The sequence below is a fragment of the Ktedonobacter sp. SOSP1-85 genome (assembly GCF_016587415.1).
Lineage (GTDB): Bacteria > Chloroflexota > Ktedonobacteria > Ktedonobacterales > Ktedonobacteraceae > Ktedonobacter.
In genome coordinates this window covers 374,256-391,833 of sequence record NZ_BNJI01000001.1, presented here as the reverse complement: position 1 = coordinate 391,833, position 17,578 = coordinate 374,256, and the positions used below count along the sequence as shown (strand labels likewise).

The window sequence follows — 17,578 nt, the reverse complement described above, 5'->3', positions numbered from 1 at the left end:
TATCTGCGTTTGAATTGCCAGAAGATGAAGCCGAGTATGAGAAGAGAAGCCCCAATCCCAATACCCACGCTTTCAAGCGCTGAGAAAAACCTGGCAGGATCGTGCTGAGCGACTAAGACCAGAACTAAGACCAGAAGGACCATAAAAATGGTGCTGAATATTCTCCACACAATGCGAATTGCTTTAATCATGGGTCTCCTTTCGAGACAAGAACAGCCCTCCAGGTGGTTCTCTCCACCCACGGTATAGAGAAGAGCGCGCGTTACTAGACCGCGCCCTAAAGCTTTTATTGTGGCAAAGCGATAAGCAGGTTGGCACAATGCCCAAGAAGTACTGCAATTGCTCAAAGAGTATTCTCATAGTTTCTCCTTTCCAATAAAAAAGCAGGAAAGCCGCTTGAGAAGCTATCCTGCTCACTCTACTGTTTGACCTTTACAAGCCTGGTACGTTCAGTAGTATAGAACCGCAAAAAGGAGTGCAATAATCTATGATCAAGTCTAGGATCAAGCCATGTCCTGAGTGTGGAGGTCAACGGGTCTATGTCGAAGCTATAGTATCTGTTAAGATACCCGACACCTCCGTGATGCTTAAACAACCCAAGAGATCAACACCTCTTTTCAGTGGAAAAAGCAGATACTCTGATACAGTTGCATTAACCTGTCTCATGTGTGGATATACAGCCTTGTATGCTACAGAACCAGCCAACCTTGTGCCCAATAAGGAGTAACTACTTTATTTAAAGGGGCACAATATACTTACTCCGTGCCCCTCGTCTTTATACCAGCATCTCAGCAAGAGCATGTCCATGCTGGATCGTATGCCTTATCTTGGTTTCTATAGCTAACGCTCGTTCCATCACAGCCCGGCCTTCCTGGGTATAGTAGCCAGTGCGCAGCTGCTCAGGACTCTTGAGGAAGCACATCACGCACGACATCCGGGGGCCGCCTTCCACATCTGTCTCATACATGTCCTGCTCCGTCATGCCCTGGAGCTCATAGCAGTAGTGAGGCTCGACCTGATAGACACGCATCTTCTGAAACACTTCAATCCGTCGCCAGAAAAGCACGGGTCGCCATTCATGCATCCATCCTTGCTTCAAGCCAGAACGCCCACGCCAGACAGGGAGCTTGGCACGTCCACGCGATTCTAAGGCCCGTTCACCCAGACAGATCACAGGATGCTCACCCAGGAGCTGAGACTTAGCCCTGGCCCAGGAGTTGAAGTTATCGCGCTTGAAGTAGGATGTACAGAAGCGAACCGACAACGAGGGCCATGCTTGCCGCCACTCCACCAGATCAAGCACGCTTTCAACTTGACGCAAGTAGGAAGCACGGCGAGAACCACACGCCCGACACCAGGGGATTGAAAGCGTCGCACACGAGACAAGGTAGCGATGGTGACACTCCAGGCATTCGTAGCCGCTATAGCTTGCCTGTGTGCAGTAGAGGGAAACACCTAACCGTCGGCAAATTGTTTCACAATACTCCACGGTCCCAGGCCAGTCCTCCAGTACAATTTGATGGTGTGCTATCACCAGTTCATGAGGAACGGTTTCTAGCACCTCAAGCAACATAGCAATGCTGTCCTTTCCACCACTCACGGAGACAATAACTCGTGTTGCCTGGTGGAGATTAGGGAGGCTCATAGCTTTACCTCATAAGAAAAGCCCTCACAGCAAACGCTATAAGGGCTGGTTACACATCCATTTCCTACAAATGATATTGTTGTACTTTACCTCCTCTCTTGCGTTTACATCAGCAGAATAAGCAAAAAAGTTGTCTCGAAATAGAGGGAAAACAAATGCAGCAAAAACAACATCTTTGGGAACGACGTTCTTTCATGATCACTCTTTGTGCTTCTGTGCTTGGGCTAGGTCTGGTAGCATATCTTCTTTTTCTCGGTTATCAGGTCACATGGACAGGGTTTTCGGTTCCAGTCTGTCCTACTAATCAGCAATGTCCATCCCTCAAAACTTTGTGGGATTGGCTCCAACTGTTAATCGTTCCATTAGCCTTAACTGGTGCTGGCCTCTGGTTCTCACAAGTGCAGAAAAAAACAGAAGTGGCAATCTCTAAGGATAAACAAAGAGAAGATCTTCTTCAAGCCTACTTGGATCGTATGTCAGAATTACTTTTACGGGAGGATTTACGTCATTCTAAGCCAAATTCGGAAGCGCGCAACGTCGCACGAGTAAGAACACTGACTATCTTGAGACAGCTTGATACGCCTCGCATTAATCACGTACTCTCTTTTTTACGCGACGCAAAGCTTGTAACATCTCGACAAGGGGAAAGCATCGTTTCTCTCTGCAAAGCCGATATGCAAGGCTTGGATCTCCAAGGGATGAACGCCTATAATATAGACTTAAGCGGAGCTAACCTTAGCCATACTAATCTTGATGGTGCCAATTTCAGCGGAGCCAACCTTAGTAATGCCAAACTTGATAGGGCAACCCTTGTCAAAGCCCGCCTTAATGAAACCGACTTCTCAGGTGCCACGTTTGTCTATGCCAACCTCAGCAAAGCTATATTCTATAGAACTTGCCTCAGCAAAGCCCACTTAGGCTATGCCGATCTCAGAGGAGCCCGTTTCTATACACCTGATCTCTGTAAGGCTTACTTCGGTGATGCCAAACTTGATGGGGTAAACCTTAGTAAATTGGATCTTAGCGAAGCTGAATTCACTGGAGCTAGCCTCGTTGGAACAAACCTCAGCAAAGCCAATCTTAGCGATACGTGCTTTGAAGTAGCTGACCTTAGAGGAGCTAATCTTGAGGAAGCTAATCTTGAAAAAGCTGACCTTAAAGGAGCCAATCTTAAAGGAGCCAACCTTAAAGGAGCTTGTATTCAACACGCACTCAACTACACTGAGAGACAGCAAGAGAAAGAGAAGACATTAGAACCGCCCTTACAGCAGGCACTATAAGGGCTGGTTATATCACTAAATGAAAGATCTAGATGCGCTGAAGCTTGCTAGGTTTGTACCAGGAAGAGGGATAGCTCGTGCCTTTTAAACGATGGGGGCGGTCAAAGACGACCTTCACTAAACTTTCTGCATACGAACGATCATGCACAAACTGGGTGACTTTTCCTTTTGCACCTTTGGGCCATTGATCGATCACCTGCACACGATCACTTAGCTGCAATTATTCTTCTGCCATTTGCTGTTTACTTCTCCATAAGAAAAGCCCTCATAGCAGGCGCTACAAGGGCTGGCTAGCATACGATACTGTACTAATCACGTCGCCTCTTCATGGCGATGGTTGGGCGGTCAGAACCGCGGTCATCAAGGATGGTGATGTCTCCACGCGCTTCGGCCTCTCGCCACATGCGCGCCTGAGCCTTGCGTGCTCGTCGTCTACGCCCGCTACGTGAACAGATGGAGGCAAGAATCAAGAGCCAGACCAGGACGGCAAGAATGATGAAGGGGTTCATCGCAAGTATGATGTACTGCATGTGTTTCCCCTTCTAGGCAACCGCCTGGGTGTGCTCTTCAACGATGCGCTGACAGCGACAGCGCGACGCATAAGCTTCTTGTGCGGCCTGGGCCAATGCCTCATCAATAGTAAGGCCATAGATATAGCACTCATCCTGCCAGGCCCGACAGTGAGGACATCTACCTGCGTACACATTGACCACAACGCTGTAGCAGTAGGGGCTGCTCCCGTGCTCGTACCTGATATATGGTTTCCTGCCGGTGAGTGCCTCAATCTCGTCAATGTAGTGTACGCAGCGATCCGGGTAGACATCGCTGTACACTGCTAGCCAGAACCAGCTGGTTTGTTCGCGCTGTATCTTATCGCTTTCATGGCGAAGGCAGGCTTCAACGGCATCTTGCCGCCGTGGGAAACGTGCATCTTCGAGAGCGTCATCAAAGATGGGATCAAGGGAGATGAACTCTTCTGGATGCATTTTTTCTATTTTGATGGGATACCATTCGCCGTCGAGTTGGACGACTGCATACCCAGGGGGAAGCTTTTGCTGCTTCATAGCATTCTCCTACTATCAAAAGGCTCCATGAGGGAGCCGAGACGCTTTTATGCTGCTTGCGAGACGAGGGAGGCGATACGCTTTCTTATTTGCCGACGGTGCTTGATGCGCTCCAGGTGAATGCCCTGCTCACGTAAGCGGAGCAAGAAATCATAGTACCCATGGCAGGATGGGCAGAGACACAACAAAGCGGGCTGGGAGTTGAGCGTATCGTGAAGTTTGACGTGGGCCGCGTGAAGCCACACGGTATAGGGGTTGCCAGTGCGTTTACTTCTTCGTGTAGCCTTTTGTTGTACGCCGCATATCTCACATCGCCACTGCGCACGCGCTTTACAGGCTGTAGAAAGGGCTTTCCAGCAAGGGGGATACATGCGCCTGCGTCGCCACATCATGGCTGAGACCTCGCTCTCTGGTTTCAGTTGCACAGGTAGGGCAAAGGCACGAAGAGGCTTGTGGGGGAAAGGGAAGCACGTGCTGTTTGTACCAGCACCCAACACACAGGCGTGGCGCTTGCTGCTGGGCTTGCGCCAGCTGGCTGAGAAGCACATCCCATAACTGTTCGCTCATGGCTCGTGTTCCCCTTTCCTGGCTTCTTCAAGAAGCCTATCGAGAAGGCTGATCAGTTCGCGTTCAAGGATCTGATCAGCTTCATAAGCGTCATCTGTTGGGGTATGCGTGCCACGGGCCGCCCTCCGGTCGAGATAGGCCCGTTCGCGCTGCTGTTTGCGTACTAACTGATCGCGCAAGCCCTCTAGCCAACGTTGACCCTCTTCAGGAGTCATCAGGTCAAAGGGCTTGCGATAAAAGACAGTGGCCTGGGCATTGATGCGCCCAGGACCATGAGAAGAGGAATGTCGTGATGAGCGAGCCATGAGCTATACCAGCCCACGAGACCAGCGCTGTACATCGCTACTCACTGCCTGGACATAAGCCTGCTCACTATTCCCATCAGAAGTGGGTGCATAGTGCGCGATGATGGTTGTCAGCGTATTCCAGCCTTGAGGCAGGTACTCATTTTTGATCAGTCGGTACCAGTCCATAAGGCCATCTGACCAGGTGGTGTAGGAGCGGAAGCGCCCGATACATCGCGGCCAGCCCCTGGTGCAAATGATGTTGCCTATCGAGTGCGTCAGGGCCGCGACGCCGCGAAGCCCGTAGCTTGACTCATGATGGAAGAAAGCCAGCGCATAGGCGGGGTTGATACCGGCATTGACGCCAATGTCATAGAAGAGGGACCCTAGCCCCTTCGCGGGTGATCCTGCTTGAGCAAGAATGCTATCAATCTGCTGTGCTGTGATCGTGGGCTTGCCCGTGATCATCTCGGAGCTGGAGAGGGTTGTTTGCCCTGGGAGCGGATTGAATGTATGCAGTTTCGGAAGCACCTGGGACGAGAGCGAGAGCCAGAGGGCCGCGATAATGATTAGCACGCCCAGGAACAGAAAGGGAATGCTTACCCCTTTACTCCTTGGGCCTGAATCGGTATACCAACACACGAAGAGAATCAAACCGAGCACGAAGCCAACTGCGACAATAAACGTCGCCGGGCCGTTCAACTGAAGCATAGGCATGATGGGGTCTCCTTCCCAAAGGAAAGCCCACATGTTATACTATTCTGAACATGTGGGCTTCAAGGTTCACACGCGCGGTCTATCTCTGCCATGTCGCCAAACAGGTCTCAGAGAGCCGCGCTTTTTTGTCTTTTTTGTAAGAACTGTGCTAAGAGGCCGCGCTACTGGAAAGAACCTTATTAAGTGCTTCGCGCTTGATCCTGTACGCCTGGCGGGCGTTCACATGCGGCAAGACCACCGCCTCTAGTGCGCCCTGCTTGACCCAACGGCGTACCGTGGTATCATCGACGCGCAGGATACGAGCCACTTCAGAAACAGTTAAGAGTTCGCTACTCATGTTAAACTTCTCCTTTTTCTTCGCTATCCCATAGCTTCAGGGGACGACCTGGCCGCCGATGCCGCAGGCGTTTTACTTCCGCTTCCAGATCAAAGCGCGTGCGCTCGGGAAGTTTCATTAATCGCTCTACAGCCTCCTTGCGGCCAACAATGAGGGCTCCAACAAAGACGCAATGCCCATAGTGACCGCGCCGGAGCCGGTCAAACTTGTCAGGTTTATCGGGAAGGTGAAAGTCTTTGGTGGGAGGAAGCGATTGCTCGAAGCGTGTCTTGTAGGGCTCGTACCATTCCAGGCTGTCCATGGCCAGGACGGGAACTGAGAGGCAACTGTCGTGAGTCCCCACTACTGCCGCTTCCATGCCGCTGTTATAGGTGTTCAAACAAAACTTATACCAATCAGACGAGCGGGCCAGGATGACAACCCACAGTTCGCGCCGGTGCTTCTCGGAGTAGATGCGGATACGCCGCCCGTTACTAGAGGCGGAGCCAGGAAGAATGCGCACGCCTAGTTGCCGCTGCTGGTGCTGAATGGCCCGTTGCGTATCCTCAAGGGTGTACTGGCAGTAGCGCCGTTTAGGCATGCGTGCTCACCTCATTTCCTAGGCGTCATCTTCAGGCATCTCCTCAGCGACGCGATTGATTTGACGCATCCCAGCCTGAAAGACGACATCGAACACCGTCTTTTGTTGGGCGCGCAGTTCCTGCAACTCCTCGCGCTGGTTCTGAACCATCGCTTGAAATTGCCTGGCGTTATCGATCATCGACTGGGCATTGATCTGTGACTGGATGACGGTTGAGAGATTTGTGGCCCTGGTCGTGATTTTGGCGACTTTTTGCTCGATGGTCTCTTTCTTCTTGTGCAGGTGTCCACTACAGGCCCAGTCCGCGACTGCACAAAGGACCACGCGAATGGCGATGGCTGCATAAACCAACCAGGGAATGGTTGCCATGATCGCCTTCGCGCCCTGGGCAATCGCGCTATCGCCTGCTACTGATTGATCGCCACCAAGCGCCTGAATGACGATGGCTGATGCCAGTTGGGCAACGCCACAGCCCAGACTCATCACGGCCCAAATGATCAGCTGCGCTTTGTAGGCTTTCTTGCGCTCTTCGGACTTGCTGAAGTTCATCGAGTACACCATCGCTACACGCAAGCCCTCCAGCGCGTAGCCAATCACATACATGATCAGGATGAAGCGTTCCCAGGAGAAATCCCTAAATCCTGTCATGAAGAGGCCATCCTCATAGCCAAAGGAGAGGAAGAAGATGAGAGGAACGACCAGGCGCACCAGCACGATCCAACTATACTCGGCATGTTCTTCCAGACTATAGTGGTTCTGGCTGAGCTGATCGATTTCTTGCATCATATCCTCAAAACGTTGCTCCAGGCGTTCCGAGGTCGTGCGCGGGGTCTCGGGATCCTCTTTAGGATCAGGGAGAGAATGATTGCGCCGGCTCTGATTCCGTTGGTTAAACCCACTGCCCATTCGCCGCCATTGTGAGCCGACCCAATCGCGAAACCCTGCAAGCTTTCGTGCCATATTCCGTGTATCCTTTCACTGAAAAACGTGATGGAAAACTGTCAGGAAATGCGAGAGGGAAAAATTAAATGTGTAGTAGTGTCCCTATTCCGTACTACAAAAAAGTGTCTTTTTGAGCTCAAAATCGGGGGCTCCTGCGAGGTGACTGCGAAGTCACTGCGACGAAAACCCCCGAGGAAAACTGAGAGCAAACTAGGCCGTTTTTTGCGCGGAACCTGGCGCATTGCCAGACGAAGCGCCATTTTTCTGGCCGCGTGCCTGGCGCTGGCGACGGACGATCTCACGGCTTTCGTTCTTATAAGAGTTACCCTCGACACGGTGCTTAATCGCCGGGAGACGCTTATCGAGGTGTCTCAGAAGACCGTTGTAGGTTGCCAACAGGTACTCATCCTCGACCCCCTGGTTCACGGTATCGAGGATATTCTTCCGAAGTTGCTCGACCTGGGTTAACTGTTGTGATGTGATTGCCATAGGCGATGATCCTCCTAAAAATCGTGCTAGGCCGAAGCCTGCCATGTGAGCGGCCAGTGCTGGGAAAGTTCTGACTGGACACGCTGGTACAACTGTGGGTCACGTCCTGACCAGCCAAAGAAGCGGGATTGATGGGCGGGTAAATTGTGCTCATCGTCGTCGTGATCCTCTCCAGCCAGAAAGATCACTTCGCACTTTTCGTCTTTCTGATGGCGGTAGTGGTATTGGGCTGGGAGTGAAGGAACGTGCTTCCATGTCCTTGCCCTCATCTGGCGAACCAGGCGAAAACCAAGCTGCTGTAAGACCTGGCTCACTTCTTCAAAAGATGGGAGCTCAGAGCAAAAGGCGCTGCTTTCTCCTGGGTCGCCATTGCTCATTGCCGATAGACCTCCTTGTAAAACTAGCTGAGCCTCCTATCGGGCTCAGTCCTAGCACCTCATGAGAACTGCCAGAACTCAACCTCTAAGAGGGGAAGTTTGCACAAGCACCAGGGGAAGCGTTGATACCCTCCTTTCCTCTTCCTGGCCAGTGCTTGTGAACGGCCTTTACCAGCCGCGTGCTACCGTGGGCGTAATCGCTGCTTTGCAACATACGATAGAAGCCTGAGCTTCCATTGTCTGACCCCATTCGCCAGCCCAGCACGCCGTGTACACGTACGCGCCAGTGCTCGTTCGGTAGCGAAATCATATTCCCATTGTTAAAGTTCCGTGCGACTTAAGTTTCTAAGTTCGCAAGTTCAATTACAAGTTTAAGCGCATTCTATTGGTTTGTCAAGTCTTTAAGTTCGCAAGTTCAAAAACATGGAGTTAAAAAGATTAAGTCCATGGTATAATAGTCCGGAAGAACGCAAGATCACAAATGCTCTTAGACCGCACGGAGACTCGTTTTATGGAGAGGCAATTTTATACAGCAGAAGAGGCAATGAAGCTTCTCAACATGGCAAAAACCACATTTTACAAAGAGGTTGAAGCAGGAACTATACCAAGCATACTCGAAAAGGGACGCACAAGGGGAAGAAAATTTCCTAAAGAGGCTATTGATGCCCATGTTCGATTGTTATATCGAGGCTCTAATGTCAATCGCACTTTCGATAAAGCTACCAATGCCGACTTATGGACTGCTATTGAGTATGACCGGGAACTGTACGGCGATGAGGATATCATCAGTTACAGGAGAGCATTGGAGTGGAAAGAAAAGAATAACGAGATATTCATGATGCTTAAAGAGGGTGATGAATTAGCAGGTACGGTTACATTTGTCCCTCTAGAAGAGAGCACCATTCACGCTCTGATAAATGACAAGATACGAGAAAAGCGTATTCCTGACTGGGCAATTAGAAAATGGTCTGATTCCGAACTATCCATTTATGCAGCCACCATTTCGATATTTCCAACCGGAAATGTTGTAACAGATAAGGAGAGAGGCCGATCTCTGCTTTTCCATACTATTCAGTGGGGACTCTCTTTGGCTCAACAGCACGATATCAAAAATTGGTATGCAGTGGCTGCTACAGACGAGGGAGAAAAGCTGCTAAGAAAACTGGGGTTTCACGCACTCGAAGACGAGACGCCAGAAGGGAAGAAGTTAGTTAAGGAGCTAGGTATTACCTTAAGTCCCAACCAGAGAAAGGGCTATTATCTGAAAGATATCAAGAAGGCAATGCCTATAGTGCAGGAAATCTTTAAGAAGATGGAAAGTGACGATGAATGGGACATCTCCTTACCAGCACCAGAGATCACAGAAAAGCCTTAACATCGCAAGGCTCCTTAAAGAAAGCTTTCTAAAGAAAGCACCTGGATGAGAAACTCTTTCCGTCCAGGTGCTTTTTATGTTACAACCAAGCATAAAAGCCCCTTTTTGAAAGGTATACGAGCATGAGTAATTCCATCGCAATATGGGCTTCTGATCAGGCGATATGCCTCATCAGTTCTTTGGGGAATCGTTGGCTCCATGTACAAAGTGTAGTAGAACAAGCTCGCTGGGTAAGCCAAGTATTTGGTGAGAGCGAAGGAGAGTATCTCATGGCAGCTGCTTATCTACATGATATTGGATATGCGCCAGAGCTTAAGAGAGCAGGGTTCCATCTTATTGACGGAGCCATCTATTTACGAGCACAAGGATATGAACGCCTGGCCTACCTCGTCGCACATCATTCAGAATCCCAATTTGAAGCACGCTTTCGAGGACTCGAAAGCGAACTTGCGCAGTTCCTTCGTGAGCACTCGCCACTTGCGGAAGCGCTCAACTACTGTGATATGACTACAGGTCCTCAAGGCCAGCGCGTTAGCTTTGAGGAGCGCATAGCCGATATTTTGAGTCGTTATGGAGAGACAGATATTGTAGTGCCAAGCTATACGCTAGGCTACGCCTCAATTGCGGCAAGTGTTTGAACACACACAGGAACTACTTCGCAGTCACAATCTATAGCAGATAGAAAGAAAGAACCTGGAGTTAAGTCTCTAATCCAGGTGCTTTTAAAGTTGATGAAAGAAGTTGCTTGGGCTGCAATTCCGCGCCTACACATCAAGTTGTAGTGCTGGTGACTTGTATGACTGAGCGTGCTTTTCGCAAAGCCAGAGAATATTTCCATTCGGCGTAATTACTTTCTGAAGTCCTCCCCAGAACTGAGCCTTGTCTTTCTCTTTGAGGAAACTGTACAAAGCTCGTAAAGCAGGCCCAATCGTCGTTTGCTCTCGTCCATCATGAGGATGCTTATACTCGAATCCGCTTGGGTCACTCTCTACAATATTAGGAAGTTCCTCCGTCATCTTTTCCAGAAGATTGATCTCAGCCTCAAATTTCTTAACGTCAACGGCATCTATGACTGCTCCGGCAGCTCCTACAAAGGGAACCCCGTGTTTCAGAAAAGCAATGACGTATTTCAGCCAGGGAGATACCGCAAGCCACCACTCTCTCGATTGGTGCAGATCATAGGCACAGTCTTCATCAAGGCGATGTGGACCAGATGGATACTGACAGAGCAAATGCAGTTTGTATGTTTGTTGGAACCAGTGTTTGGGATTGAAGGGGGTCCCCTTATCTGGTAGGAGGATAAATGTATTGGGACATTCAGCCTCCATCTTACTCATTTCTAGATTCCACTGCCTAGTAAAGTTACGAACGTTCCACTCACATGATTGACTTACTTTCTGAATAAGCATGAGCAGTATATCATCGCGCTGCTGCATTGTGGCGAGTTGCCGCAAAATCTCTTGTTTACCAGCTTCGACTACTGCTATCACCTGGGGAGCAGTGCTTGCATGAATGCCGTAGAGTAAGGTTGGGATTGACACATATACTAAGCTCTTTGGACACTCAACTTCTTGCCTCCCATTCTCCATACGCCAAATCAAATCCTCTTCATATCTGTACATTTCCTGGCATGGTTTTTCCGCTTTTGTCTCACGATGACAGATACAAGGAACTTTTCGCTCAACATGTAAGCCTTCAAAGCGGCTTAAAATGAGATCTATTGTCTCTTTAAGAATAGTAAAAAAGTTATGTGGCTGTACTCCCCATACGGCCAACCGAAGTTGGCGCTTCATAGGGTTTAGCTCGACTCTTGCAAAGTGATTCTGATAGGTAAGAAGCACTCCTTCACGCCAGTGTTTATTAAGTGTATAGCGGTGCGTACGTACAATAAACCAGCTCATAATTCCAGCCGGAACAAAGTCAAAGTGGTACGTCATTTGGAGGTGTGTCTGTCCCTGGAGTGGACGCTCTGGCCACTGAGGAATATCAAGAGGGGGCTGATGAGGCAACAATTCGGGCACCAGGCTATGTGTAGGTCTCACCCCTGGAATATCTGGATCAATTTGATAGCTAAGATCAAACTTCTCCATGAGCCGTAAAAAGATGGGGTAGAGATAGGGCTCATAGGGTTTCCCTTCTTCGTCGACTGACCAGATGCTCGGAAGCTCTTCGTGCGCAAGGATGCCATGCGCGGCACGAACACCCTCATCTTCAAGTACTAGGCTAATAGCTTTGGTTACCCAGTTTGGCTTCAATACAACAAGGTTGCTCAGTTCATAGTCATCGCGAAAATAGAGAATTTTGCCCAGGTCGTGTAAATAACTCCCCAGCGTTCCTTGAGCCATCTTTGCTTGTATGCGTCGTACCGCACAGATACGCCTGTACCTCTCAGCATTAATATGATGTTCTCTACGAGCCAGCAAAGCTTTTTCTGCCTCAACCCAACTTGTCGGCCAGGGCTGTCCAACCAAGGGTAAGGTTGCGGCATTCTGTGCCAGGACTGATTTAAGAGTCTCTATTTCCGTGCCATGCTTATTACTCACGCTTATAGTGCCAATCAGTTGCGGGTAGGCATCTTTATACAATTGATAGTTAAGATCAGGATTACGTTCATCGCTATGGGTTGCGACCAGGAGAACAGGCGAATCTGGTGCCAGTGCTTTGATCGTGTCCAACCAGTAATGAAGCTTCCCCTGCTCTACTCCTAATCGTGCATTCCAGACCACAAGGTAAAAAGAGCGCTTTGTGAGAAAGAACTGGTGCGTGGCATGATAAATATGCTGCCCACCAAAGTCCCAGGTATTCAGCAGTAACTTCTCAGAACTTTTAGTAGGATGAGGTAGCTCCAGTGTATCCACTTCAATACCATGCGTGGTACTCAGCGAAGCCTCAAAGCTTTTCCCACCCAGGGTGCGCAGAAGTGATGATTTCCCCGTTCCCCCCTCACCAACCACAATAAGCTTAGCCTCATAGCGCCTGACAGAATCACTCTGAAGCGCCTGCAAAAATGCAAGGATAGCTTGTAGCCCCTGAGCGATAATTTCTGGTGGAGGAGTGAGCAAATGAGGGTTCTCTTCGAGATGTAGTTCCTCCAAATTGGAGAGCTTTCCCAATTCTGGGGGAATCTGCGTCAACTTATTTTTATTGAGAAAGAGCATCTGTAAGTTGGAGAGTCGGGCCAGCTCTAGTGGAACCTGAGTCAATTCATTAAAACTAAGGTGTAGAACCTGTAAATTGGAGAGTTGAGCAATTTCAGGAGGAACTTGTATCAATTCAATACCACTGAGATCCAGTACTTGTAAGTTGGGGAGCTGTATTAGCACCAGAGGAACCTGAGTCAATTCATTAAAACCAAGGTATAGAATCCGTAAATTGGAGAGTTGAGCAATTTCAGGGGGAACCTGTGCTAAATTATTACTATCAAGATAGAGTTCCTCCAAATTGGAGAGTTGAGCAATTCCAGGAGGAAGTTGAGTCAACTTATTGAAACTGAGATTGAGCACCTGCAAGCTGGAGAGCTGAGCAATTTCAGGAGGAACCAGCGTTAGCTTATTATTATCGAGAACCAGAACCTGTAAATTGGAGAGTTGAGCAATTCCAGGAGGAACCAGCGTTAACTGATTGACACCGAGATTGAGTGTGTGCAAGCTGGAGAGAAGATTAAGCACTGGTGGGAACTGCGTCAGCCCATTGTCCATAAGATTAAGAACCTTCAAGTTAGAGAGTAGACCCATTTCTATTGGAAGCTGAGTCAACTCATTGCTGGCAAGATGGAGTTCCTGTAAGTTGGAGAGCTGGCCAATTTCAGGAGGAAGCTGAGTCAACTTATTGAAACTGAGATTGAGCACCTGCAAGCTGGAGAGCTGACCAATTTCAGGAGGAAATTGAGTCAACTTATTGTTACTGAGGCCGAGCTTTATGAGTCGGCCTTGCTCATCATACTCAGTCATTTCTTCCAGTTCTCGCCTTATCTTTTGTTCTAGTCGTGCGACGATTGCTTGATCATCTTGCAGCATCTCCAAAGGTATCCCTTCTTTTCTCCCCGTGGATCGAATATAGGCAACTCTTGCCCAAGGAGTTTTTAAAAAGCGGTTGTATTTAACTTGTCCTTATATAAACGTATATGGATGAAAAGAGTAAAGCTTGCGCTGTTTAGCATAAAGTCTTATATGCTGGTGTTGAGTTTTGCTTGCATTGTATTTCTCTCCTTGAGAGAGATAAAAATAAAGTCCCCTGGATCATAATCCATCTCTGATCCAAGGGACTTTTCTCTTGATGAAAGGAGCTGCTTGTGCTGCTAAGGTTTTTCGGGTAGTCGCGCCAGTATCTGGGTGAGCAAGGCGGTATGTTCGTCAAACTTGGTTTCTAGTCGATCCAGGCGGTTTTCAACTCGCTCAGCGTGTTCTTTGATATCGCTTAAATTTTCTTTGATTGTGGCGATATCTTCGGCCTGGCGTGTGTAAAGACCAAGAAGAATAGTCCCATTCTCATTAAGTTCTTGCAGAGTGCGGCCTAGTTCTGCTGGCATGTTTCTCTCTGCGTTTTGTTCGTTATGGAGGCGACGCAGCTCTAAGTTCAATACTTTGCGCTCCAAGGCGGCGATCCTATCCTCATATGTAGACACTGGCATGCTCCTTTCTCTTTTATGGAGTATAACATAATTCGAAGAGTAAGTAGCTAAAGTTTCTTACCTTCAACACATATAGCAGAGAGGGGGTACATAACAATTTACTGCCACTGGTAAATTGGTCAAGACGGATAATCTAACCAGGATGAAGGAAAAAGTAATTTTTTTCATGTTTGGTTTGTTACCTCTTCAGAACAGCCCCTATATATCCTTTGTTTATAACTAAATATTCCTCTTTTTTCGAGGGGGATACCCCTACCCACTTCCCAAAGGCATACCCTCAAATATATACTTTAAATACAATTAATGTTTTATTGAGCGAAAGGAATTGCCAAATGGTTTTTCATGTAGTTACCGATGTAGCCAATGGTACGAAAATCCATACAGCTGTATGCCATTGGGCGCAAGAGCGTTCAAAATTAGCTAAAAATGGGCGATGGGAAGAAAATTTGCCATCCTATCAAGACGCATACAGATATGCTATGAAGAATAAAGGTAGAGAAGAGAAAGTAAATTGCAAAATTTGCCACCCCGAAAACTACCGTTAAGTAAATCATTGATTTTGAATCCGCTAATAATCTTGTGCCTCCTCGTTGATCTGTAGAGGAGGCACAATTTTTGTACACAACGCCTTAAAATTCTACAGATAAATTTGCCCGAAAACTAATTTAGTACGATTCTCACTCTGATACATAGATGTATGCAAGCTATAGCATGTCCATTTTCGAAGTGGTACTAACCTACTTTGTGCTTTTACAATTCTATTTTATTAAGGAAGGAACCTTATGACTCGTTTACATCCAGATGCAGATGTTATAATGTCTCGCTTAGAAATGGAAGGAATAACTGAGTTTTATCACTTTACGTCTGTTGAAAACTTACCTGGTATATGTCAGAAACAAGCATTATGTTCAAAGCAAGTGTTAGAAGTACAGGGAAATTGGCCTCCTCCTGTTCCAGGCGGGGATTCTCTATCACACGTACTTGATCAGCGTATGTGCAACTGGGACAAAATATCCTTAAGTTTAACACCATATACTCCTATGGCTTATTGGAAAAAGAAAGAACAACATCTTTGCTTTTTCGTAATCCGTCCAGAAGTTGCTACCTTGTTAGGGGTTGAGTTTACCCACACTAATGCGGCAAATACAACTAATTACCACCGTGGTGAAGGTCTTCAAGGTCTTGATTGTATTGATTTTGATGCAATTCGTTCAATTCCTCGACCTTGGGATAAGGAAGGTTGGGTTTATCCCGTTCAGGCAGAAATTCTAGTGCCTAGAAAAATTCCTTTTGAATACATAAAGAACATTGTTTTTGTTAGTAAAGCAAGCCTTTTATGTGCTGAGTATCTTTGCGGTTCGTTATCACACCCTTTATTTGTTAAAGATAGAAGTTTATTTTTAGAAAAGCCGGAGCCTGAGAATGCGGAAATGGAATTTTCCTATGTAGACAAATTATTGCTCACAGACGAAGAGATTGATGATATCAAACCTGGCGCATCTTTTAAATACAAGAAAAAAAATTTCAGAAGTAGCAGCAGTCGTGTAACCATATTAACCTTACTAAATTTGGTAGCAGATGCTACTATAGAGGTTCGTTGGTTTCCAGGTGGTATCACTGAAGCAAGTGAAATTCGAGGATCAGGATCATGGTATCATTGGCCACACATAATACTAAATAAATTACCTAAAGGTGAATGTTCAGTAGAATATTACTTGAATGGTGTGTTTTGGGCCGCAGATAGCTTTGAAGTAATTTGATTTGATAATTAGGAAGAGATTGGGATCTATGTCATGAAGCAAGTAAACTTATTTGATGAGTCACCTCAGCACAATAAAATACCTCCTGTTGATAAATTTCAAGGAGCCATGCTCTTTAGTGCTATTGGAGATGCGCTTGGATGGCCAACGGAGTTTTTAGATGCATCGGGGCGTCGCAAACCATCTTTTACGGTTCCTGTGACAGATTTTGTTCAATGGCAAAAGCTAGTCGGAGGAAAATGGTGGGGATATGAAGAAGTAATTGAACCAGGATCATATTCTGATGATACTCAGCTAGCTTTGGCTGTGGCCCGCTGTATTAACGATGTGGGAATTTTTGAAACAGCTCTCTTTGCTTATGAGGAATTGCCCTTGTGGCTTCAGTATGAGCGTGGAGGAGGGAGAACAGTAAAGACAGCTGCGAGGAATTTGATTAGTAGAAACGTTGATTGGCTGCATAATTTTTATAAGCAAGGTGATCTTAATTATAGCAATGCTGGCGCCAATGGTGCTGCAATGCGAAATCTTCCTATCACTCTTGTAAATGTTGGCAATGAAGAGCAAATAATTAAAGATTCTTTTTTTAATGCCATAATCACACATGGTCATCCACGTGCTATCATTGGAGCCATGCTCTTTGGATTGGCAACAAATTATGTTCTCACAATGCCTGATGCGATAAAGCCGGAAGTCATGGTTGAATATCTCATCAGTGAAATTGAGAGAGCTGGGAGAGCTGTTGCTGGTGATGTTTCAGTTGCTAAATGGATTTCTGCGTGGGAAAGAGAGAATAAAGAAACCACTTTCCGCTCTTCATTCCATAAATATCGTCAAGAAGCTATATCTTATCTCAAGAGTATTGGTGAACATATAGATACAGATCCTAAAAGCTACTATGCTTTTATAGGTGCGTTAAGTCCTGAAACCAAGGGTTCTGGTGTAGCAACGGTCTGTGCTGCCATATATTTATTTCTCAAATATGCTGATCAGCCCAAAGACGCTATTCTGGCCTCTGCAAATGTTTTTGGAAGCGATACTGATACTGTTGGTACCTTTTTGGGCGCATTGCTGGGCGCCCACAATGGACTCAAAGCAATACCCGATTATCTATTGATGAGAGTTCAAGATCGGGAATACTTGTGCAAAACAGCTGAACGGTTGCATTCTATTGCTTTAAAGAAGCAGCGTGGGCAATTAGCTAAGGCCCTTTCAGTAGATCGCCAAGAGACCTACAAGAAAATACTTGCTTGGGAAACTAGTTTGAGCAATATGTTTTTAGGAAAAGTTGATGAAACCAAATTAGTTGCTCATCCTGCTCTGGGTTCTGGAAAAATTATTCAAAGGCTAGAGAAACCTATTCAACGTGAAGGATATGTTGCGAGGCTCATTCATGTTCAGTTTGATTGTGGACAATCATGTATATTTCACTCAAGAATAGAAAAAGGCAATAAGATATCAGAAAGTTTGGCGAAAGATGTTTTAAAAGCCCTGAAGTAATTGCGGACCGTAAACTATTTTGTAGACCTTACTT

The 17,578-nt window shown here is 47.1% G+C and carries 20 protein-coding genes; 6 read left to right on the top strand and 14 right to left on the bottom strand.

What is annotated here, in order from left to right; translation table 11 throughout:
• Positions 1-775: 775 nt before the first annotated feature.
• A complete protein-coding gene (locus KTE_RS01875; protein ID WP_201377899.1) occupies positions 776-1,645 on the bottom strand; it encodes a phosphoadenosine phosphosulfate reductase family protein in 870 nt (289 codons plus the stop codon).
• Between the two features lie 155 nt (positions 1,646-1,800).
• On the opposite strand from KTE_RS01875, the gene KTE_RS01870 reads away from it, so the two are divergent.
• The gene (locus KTE_RS01870) at positions 1,801-2,925 is read left to right on the top strand and encodes a pentapeptide repeat-containing protein (protein WP_201377898.1); all 1,125 of its coding nucleotides are present in this window, start codon (positions 1,801-1,803) and stop codon (positions 2,923-2,925) included.
• Positions 2,926-2,953: 28 nt separating this feature from the next.
• Here KTE_RS01870 and KTE_RS01865 read toward each other — a convergent pair whose 3' ends face one another.
• From KTE_RS01865 to KTE_RS01815, 11 genes are all read right to left on the bottom strand, one after another.
• Entirely contained in the window at positions 2,954-3,145 is a 192-nt protein-coding gene (locus KTE_RS01865) for a hypothetical protein (RefSeq protein WP_201377897.1), read from the bottom strand.
• A gap of 88 nt (positions 3,146-3,233) precedes the next feature.
• Entirely contained in the window at positions 3,234-3,455 is a 222-nt protein-coding gene (locus tag KTE_RS01860; RefSeq protein WP_201377894.1) for a hypothetical protein, read from the bottom strand.
• A 12-nt stretch (positions 3,456-3,467) separates the two neighbouring features.
• A complete protein-coding gene (locus KTE_RS01855; protein WP_201377892.1) occupies positions 3,468-3,989 on the bottom strand; it encodes a hypothetical protein in 522 nt (173 codons plus the stop codon).
• A gap of 330 nt (positions 3,990-4,319) precedes the next feature.
• Entirely contained in the window at positions 4,320-4,556 is a 237-nt protein-coding gene (locus tag KTE_RS01850) for a hypothetical protein (protein WP_201377890.1), read from the bottom strand.
• The gene (locus tag KTE_RS01845) at positions 4,553-4,861 is read right to left on the bottom strand and encodes a hypothetical protein (protein WP_201377888.1); all 309 of its coding nucleotides are present in this window, start codon (positions 4,859-4,861) and stop codon (positions 4,553-4,555) included. The genes KTE_RS01850 and KTE_RS01845 overlap by 4 nt, the downstream gene beginning before the upstream one ends.
• Before the next feature lie 3 nt (positions 4,862-4,864).
• Positions 4,865-5,557, bottom strand: a complete 693-nt coding sequence (locus KTE_RS01840) for a glucosaminidase domain-containing protein (RefSeq protein ID WP_236600237.1) — start codon at positions 5,555-5,557, stop codon at positions 4,865-4,867.
• A gap of 148 nt (positions 5,558-5,705) precedes the next feature.
• On the bottom strand, positions 5,706-5,894 hold the full coding sequence (locus tag KTE_RS01835) for a helix-turn-helix domain-containing protein (protein WP_007909315.1): 189 nt from the start codon (positions 5,892-5,894) through the stop codon (positions 5,706-5,708).
• A 1-nt stretch (position 5,895) separates the two neighbouring features.
• On the bottom strand, positions 5,896-6,474 hold the full coding sequence (locus KTE_RS01830) for a hypothetical protein (protein ID WP_201377886.1): 579 nt from the start codon (positions 6,472-6,474) through the stop codon (positions 5,896-5,898).
• Between the two features lie 18 nt (positions 6,475-6,492).
• Positions 6,493-7,434 (bottom strand): ABC transporter permease, encoded by a 942-nt coding sequence (locus KTE_RS01825; RefSeq protein ID WP_201377884.1) that lies wholly within the window; start codon positions 7,432-7,434, stop codon positions 6,493-6,495.
• Between the two features lie 192 nt (positions 7,435-7,626).
• Positions 7,627-7,905 (bottom strand): hypothetical protein, encoded by a 279-nt coding sequence (locus KTE_RS01820; RefSeq protein ID WP_201377882.1) that lies wholly within the window; start codon positions 7,903-7,905, stop codon positions 7,627-7,629.
• A 26-nt stretch (positions 7,906-7,931) separates the two neighbouring features.
• On the bottom strand, positions 7,932-8,282 hold the full coding sequence (locus tag KTE_RS01815; RefSeq protein ID WP_201377880.1) for a hypothetical protein: 351 nt from the start codon (positions 8,280-8,282) through the stop codon (positions 7,932-7,934).
• Positions 8,283-8,793: 511 nt separating this feature from the next.
• Between KTE_RS01815 and KTE_RS01810 the strand changes: the two genes are divergently transcribed.
• Together KTE_RS01810 and KTE_RS01805 are read left to right on the top strand one after the other, a co-directional pair.
• Positions 8,794-9,657: a helix-turn-helix domain-containing protein gene (locus KTE_RS01810; protein WP_201377878.1), complete on the top strand. Its 864-nt coding sequence runs from the start codon at positions 8,794-8,796 to the stop codon at positions 9,655-9,657.
• 122 nt (positions 9,658-9,779) lie between these two features.
• Positions 9,780-10,295 carry an HD domain-containing protein gene (locus tag KTE_RS01805; protein WP_201377870.1) on the top strand — a complete coding sequence of 172 codons (516 nt, stop codon included), beginning with the start codon at positions 9,780-9,782 and terminating at the stop codon, positions 10,293-10,295.
• Between the two features lie 126 nt (positions 10,296-10,421).
• On the opposite strand, the gene KTE_RS01800 is transcribed toward KTE_RS01805, so the two are convergent.
• A complete protein-coding gene (locus KTE_RS01800; RefSeq protein WP_201377868.1) occupies positions 10,422-13,673 on the bottom strand; it encodes a COR domain-containing protein in 3,252 nt (1,083 codons plus the stop codon).
• A gap of 281 nt (positions 13,674-13,954) precedes the next feature.
• Positions 13,955-14,281 carry a hypothetical protein gene (locus KTE_RS01795; protein ID WP_201377865.1) on the bottom strand — a complete coding sequence of 109 codons (327 nt, stop codon included), beginning with the start codon at positions 14,279-14,281 and terminating at the stop codon, positions 13,955-13,957.
• 338 nt (positions 14,282-14,619) lie between these two features.
• Between KTE_RS01795 and KTE_RS01790 the strand changes: the two genes are divergently transcribed.
• From KTE_RS01790 to KTE_RS01780, 3 genes are all read left to right on the top strand, one after another.
• A complete protein-coding gene (locus KTE_RS01790; protein ID WP_201377864.1) occupies positions 14,620-14,832 on the top strand; it encodes a hypothetical protein in 213 nt (70 codons plus the stop codon).
• 237 nt (positions 14,833-15,069) lie between these two features.
• Positions 15,070-16,047 carry a DarT ssDNA thymidine ADP-ribosyltransferase family protein gene (locus KTE_RS01785; RefSeq protein WP_201377863.1) on the top strand — a complete coding sequence of 326 codons (978 nt, stop codon included), beginning with the start codon at positions 15,070-15,072 and terminating at the stop codon, positions 16,045-16,047.
• A gap of 33 nt (positions 16,048-16,080) precedes the next feature.
• A complete protein-coding gene (locus tag KTE_RS01780; RefSeq protein ID WP_201377862.1) occupies positions 16,081-17,544 on the top strand; it encodes an ADP-ribosylglycohydrolase family protein in 1,464 nt (487 codons plus the stop codon).
• The last annotated feature ends 34 nt before the right edge of the window (positions 17,545-17,578 follow it).

Excerpts from the sequence above, each read along its gene's own strand:
- KTE_RS01875 (WP_201377899.1), bottom strand. The coding sequence starts at position 1,645 with ATGAGCCTCCCTAATCTCCACCAGGCAACACGAGTTATTGTCTCCGTG.
- KTE_RS01870 (WP_201377898.1), top strand. The coding sequence starts at position 1,801 with ATGCAGCAAAAACAACATCTTTGGGAACGACGTTCTTTCATGATCACT.
- KTE_RS01860 (WP_201377894.1), bottom strand. The coding sequence starts at position 3,455 with ATGCAGTACATCATACTTGCGATGAACCCCTTCATCATTCTTGCCGTC.
- KTE_RS01855 (WP_201377892.1), bottom strand. The coding sequence starts at position 3,989 with ATGAAGCAGCAAAAGCTTCCCCCTGGGTATGCAGTCGTCCAACTCGAC.
- KTE_RS01850 (WP_201377890.1), bottom strand. The coding sequence starts at position 4,556 with ATGAGCGAACAGTTATGGGATGTGCTTCTCAGCCAGCTGGCGCAAGCC.
- KTE_RS01845 (WP_201377888.1), bottom strand. The coding sequence starts at position 4,861 with ATGGCTCGCTCATCACGACATTCCTCTTCTCATGGTCCTGGGCGCATC.
- KTE_RS01840 (WP_236600237.1), bottom strand. The coding sequence starts at position 5,557 with ATGCCTATGCTTCAGTTGAACGGCCCGGCGACGTTTATTGTCGCAGTT.
- KTE_RS01835 (WP_007909315.1), bottom strand. The coding sequence starts at position 5,894 with ATGAGTAGCGAACTCTTAACTGTTTCTGAAGTGGCTCGTATCCTGCGC.
- KTE_RS01830 (WP_201377886.1), bottom strand. The coding sequence starts at position 6,474 with ATGCCTAAACGGCGCTACTGCCAGTACACCCTTGAGGATACGCAACGG.
- KTE_RS01825 (WP_201377884.1), bottom strand. The coding sequence starts at position 7,434 with ATGGCACGAAAGCTTGCAGGGTTTCGCGATTGGGTCGGCTCACAATGG.
- KTE_RS01820 (WP_201377882.1), bottom strand. The coding sequence starts at position 7,905 with ATGGCAATCACATCACAACAGTTAACCCAGGTCGAGCAACTTCGGAAG.
- KTE_RS01815 (WP_201377880.1), bottom strand. The coding sequence starts at position 8,282 with ATGAGCAATGGCGACCCAGGAGAAAGCAGCGCCTTTTGCTCTGAGCTC.
- KTE_RS01810 (WP_201377878.1), top strand. The coding sequence starts at position 8,794 with ATGGAGAGGCAATTTTATACAGCAGAAGAGGCAATGAAGCTTCTCAAC.
- KTE_RS01805 (WP_201377870.1), top strand. The coding sequence starts at position 9,780 with ATGAGTAATTCCATCGCAATATGGGCTTCTGATCAGGCGATATGCCTC.
- KTE_RS01800 (WP_201377868.1), bottom strand. The coding sequence starts at position 13,673 with ATGCTGCAAGATGATCAAGCAATCGTCGCACGACTAGAACAAAAGATA.
- KTE_RS01790 (WP_201377864.1), top strand. The coding sequence starts at position 14,620 with ATGGTTTTTCATGTAGTTACCGATGTAGCCAATGGTACGAAAATCCAT.
- KTE_RS01785 (WP_201377863.1), top strand. The coding sequence starts at position 15,070 with ATGACTCGTTTACATCCAGATGCAGATGTTATAATGTCTCGCTTAGAA.
- KTE_RS01780 (WP_201377862.1), top strand. The coding sequence starts at position 16,081 with ATGAAGCAAGTAAACTTATTTGATGAGTCACCTCAGCACAATAAAATA.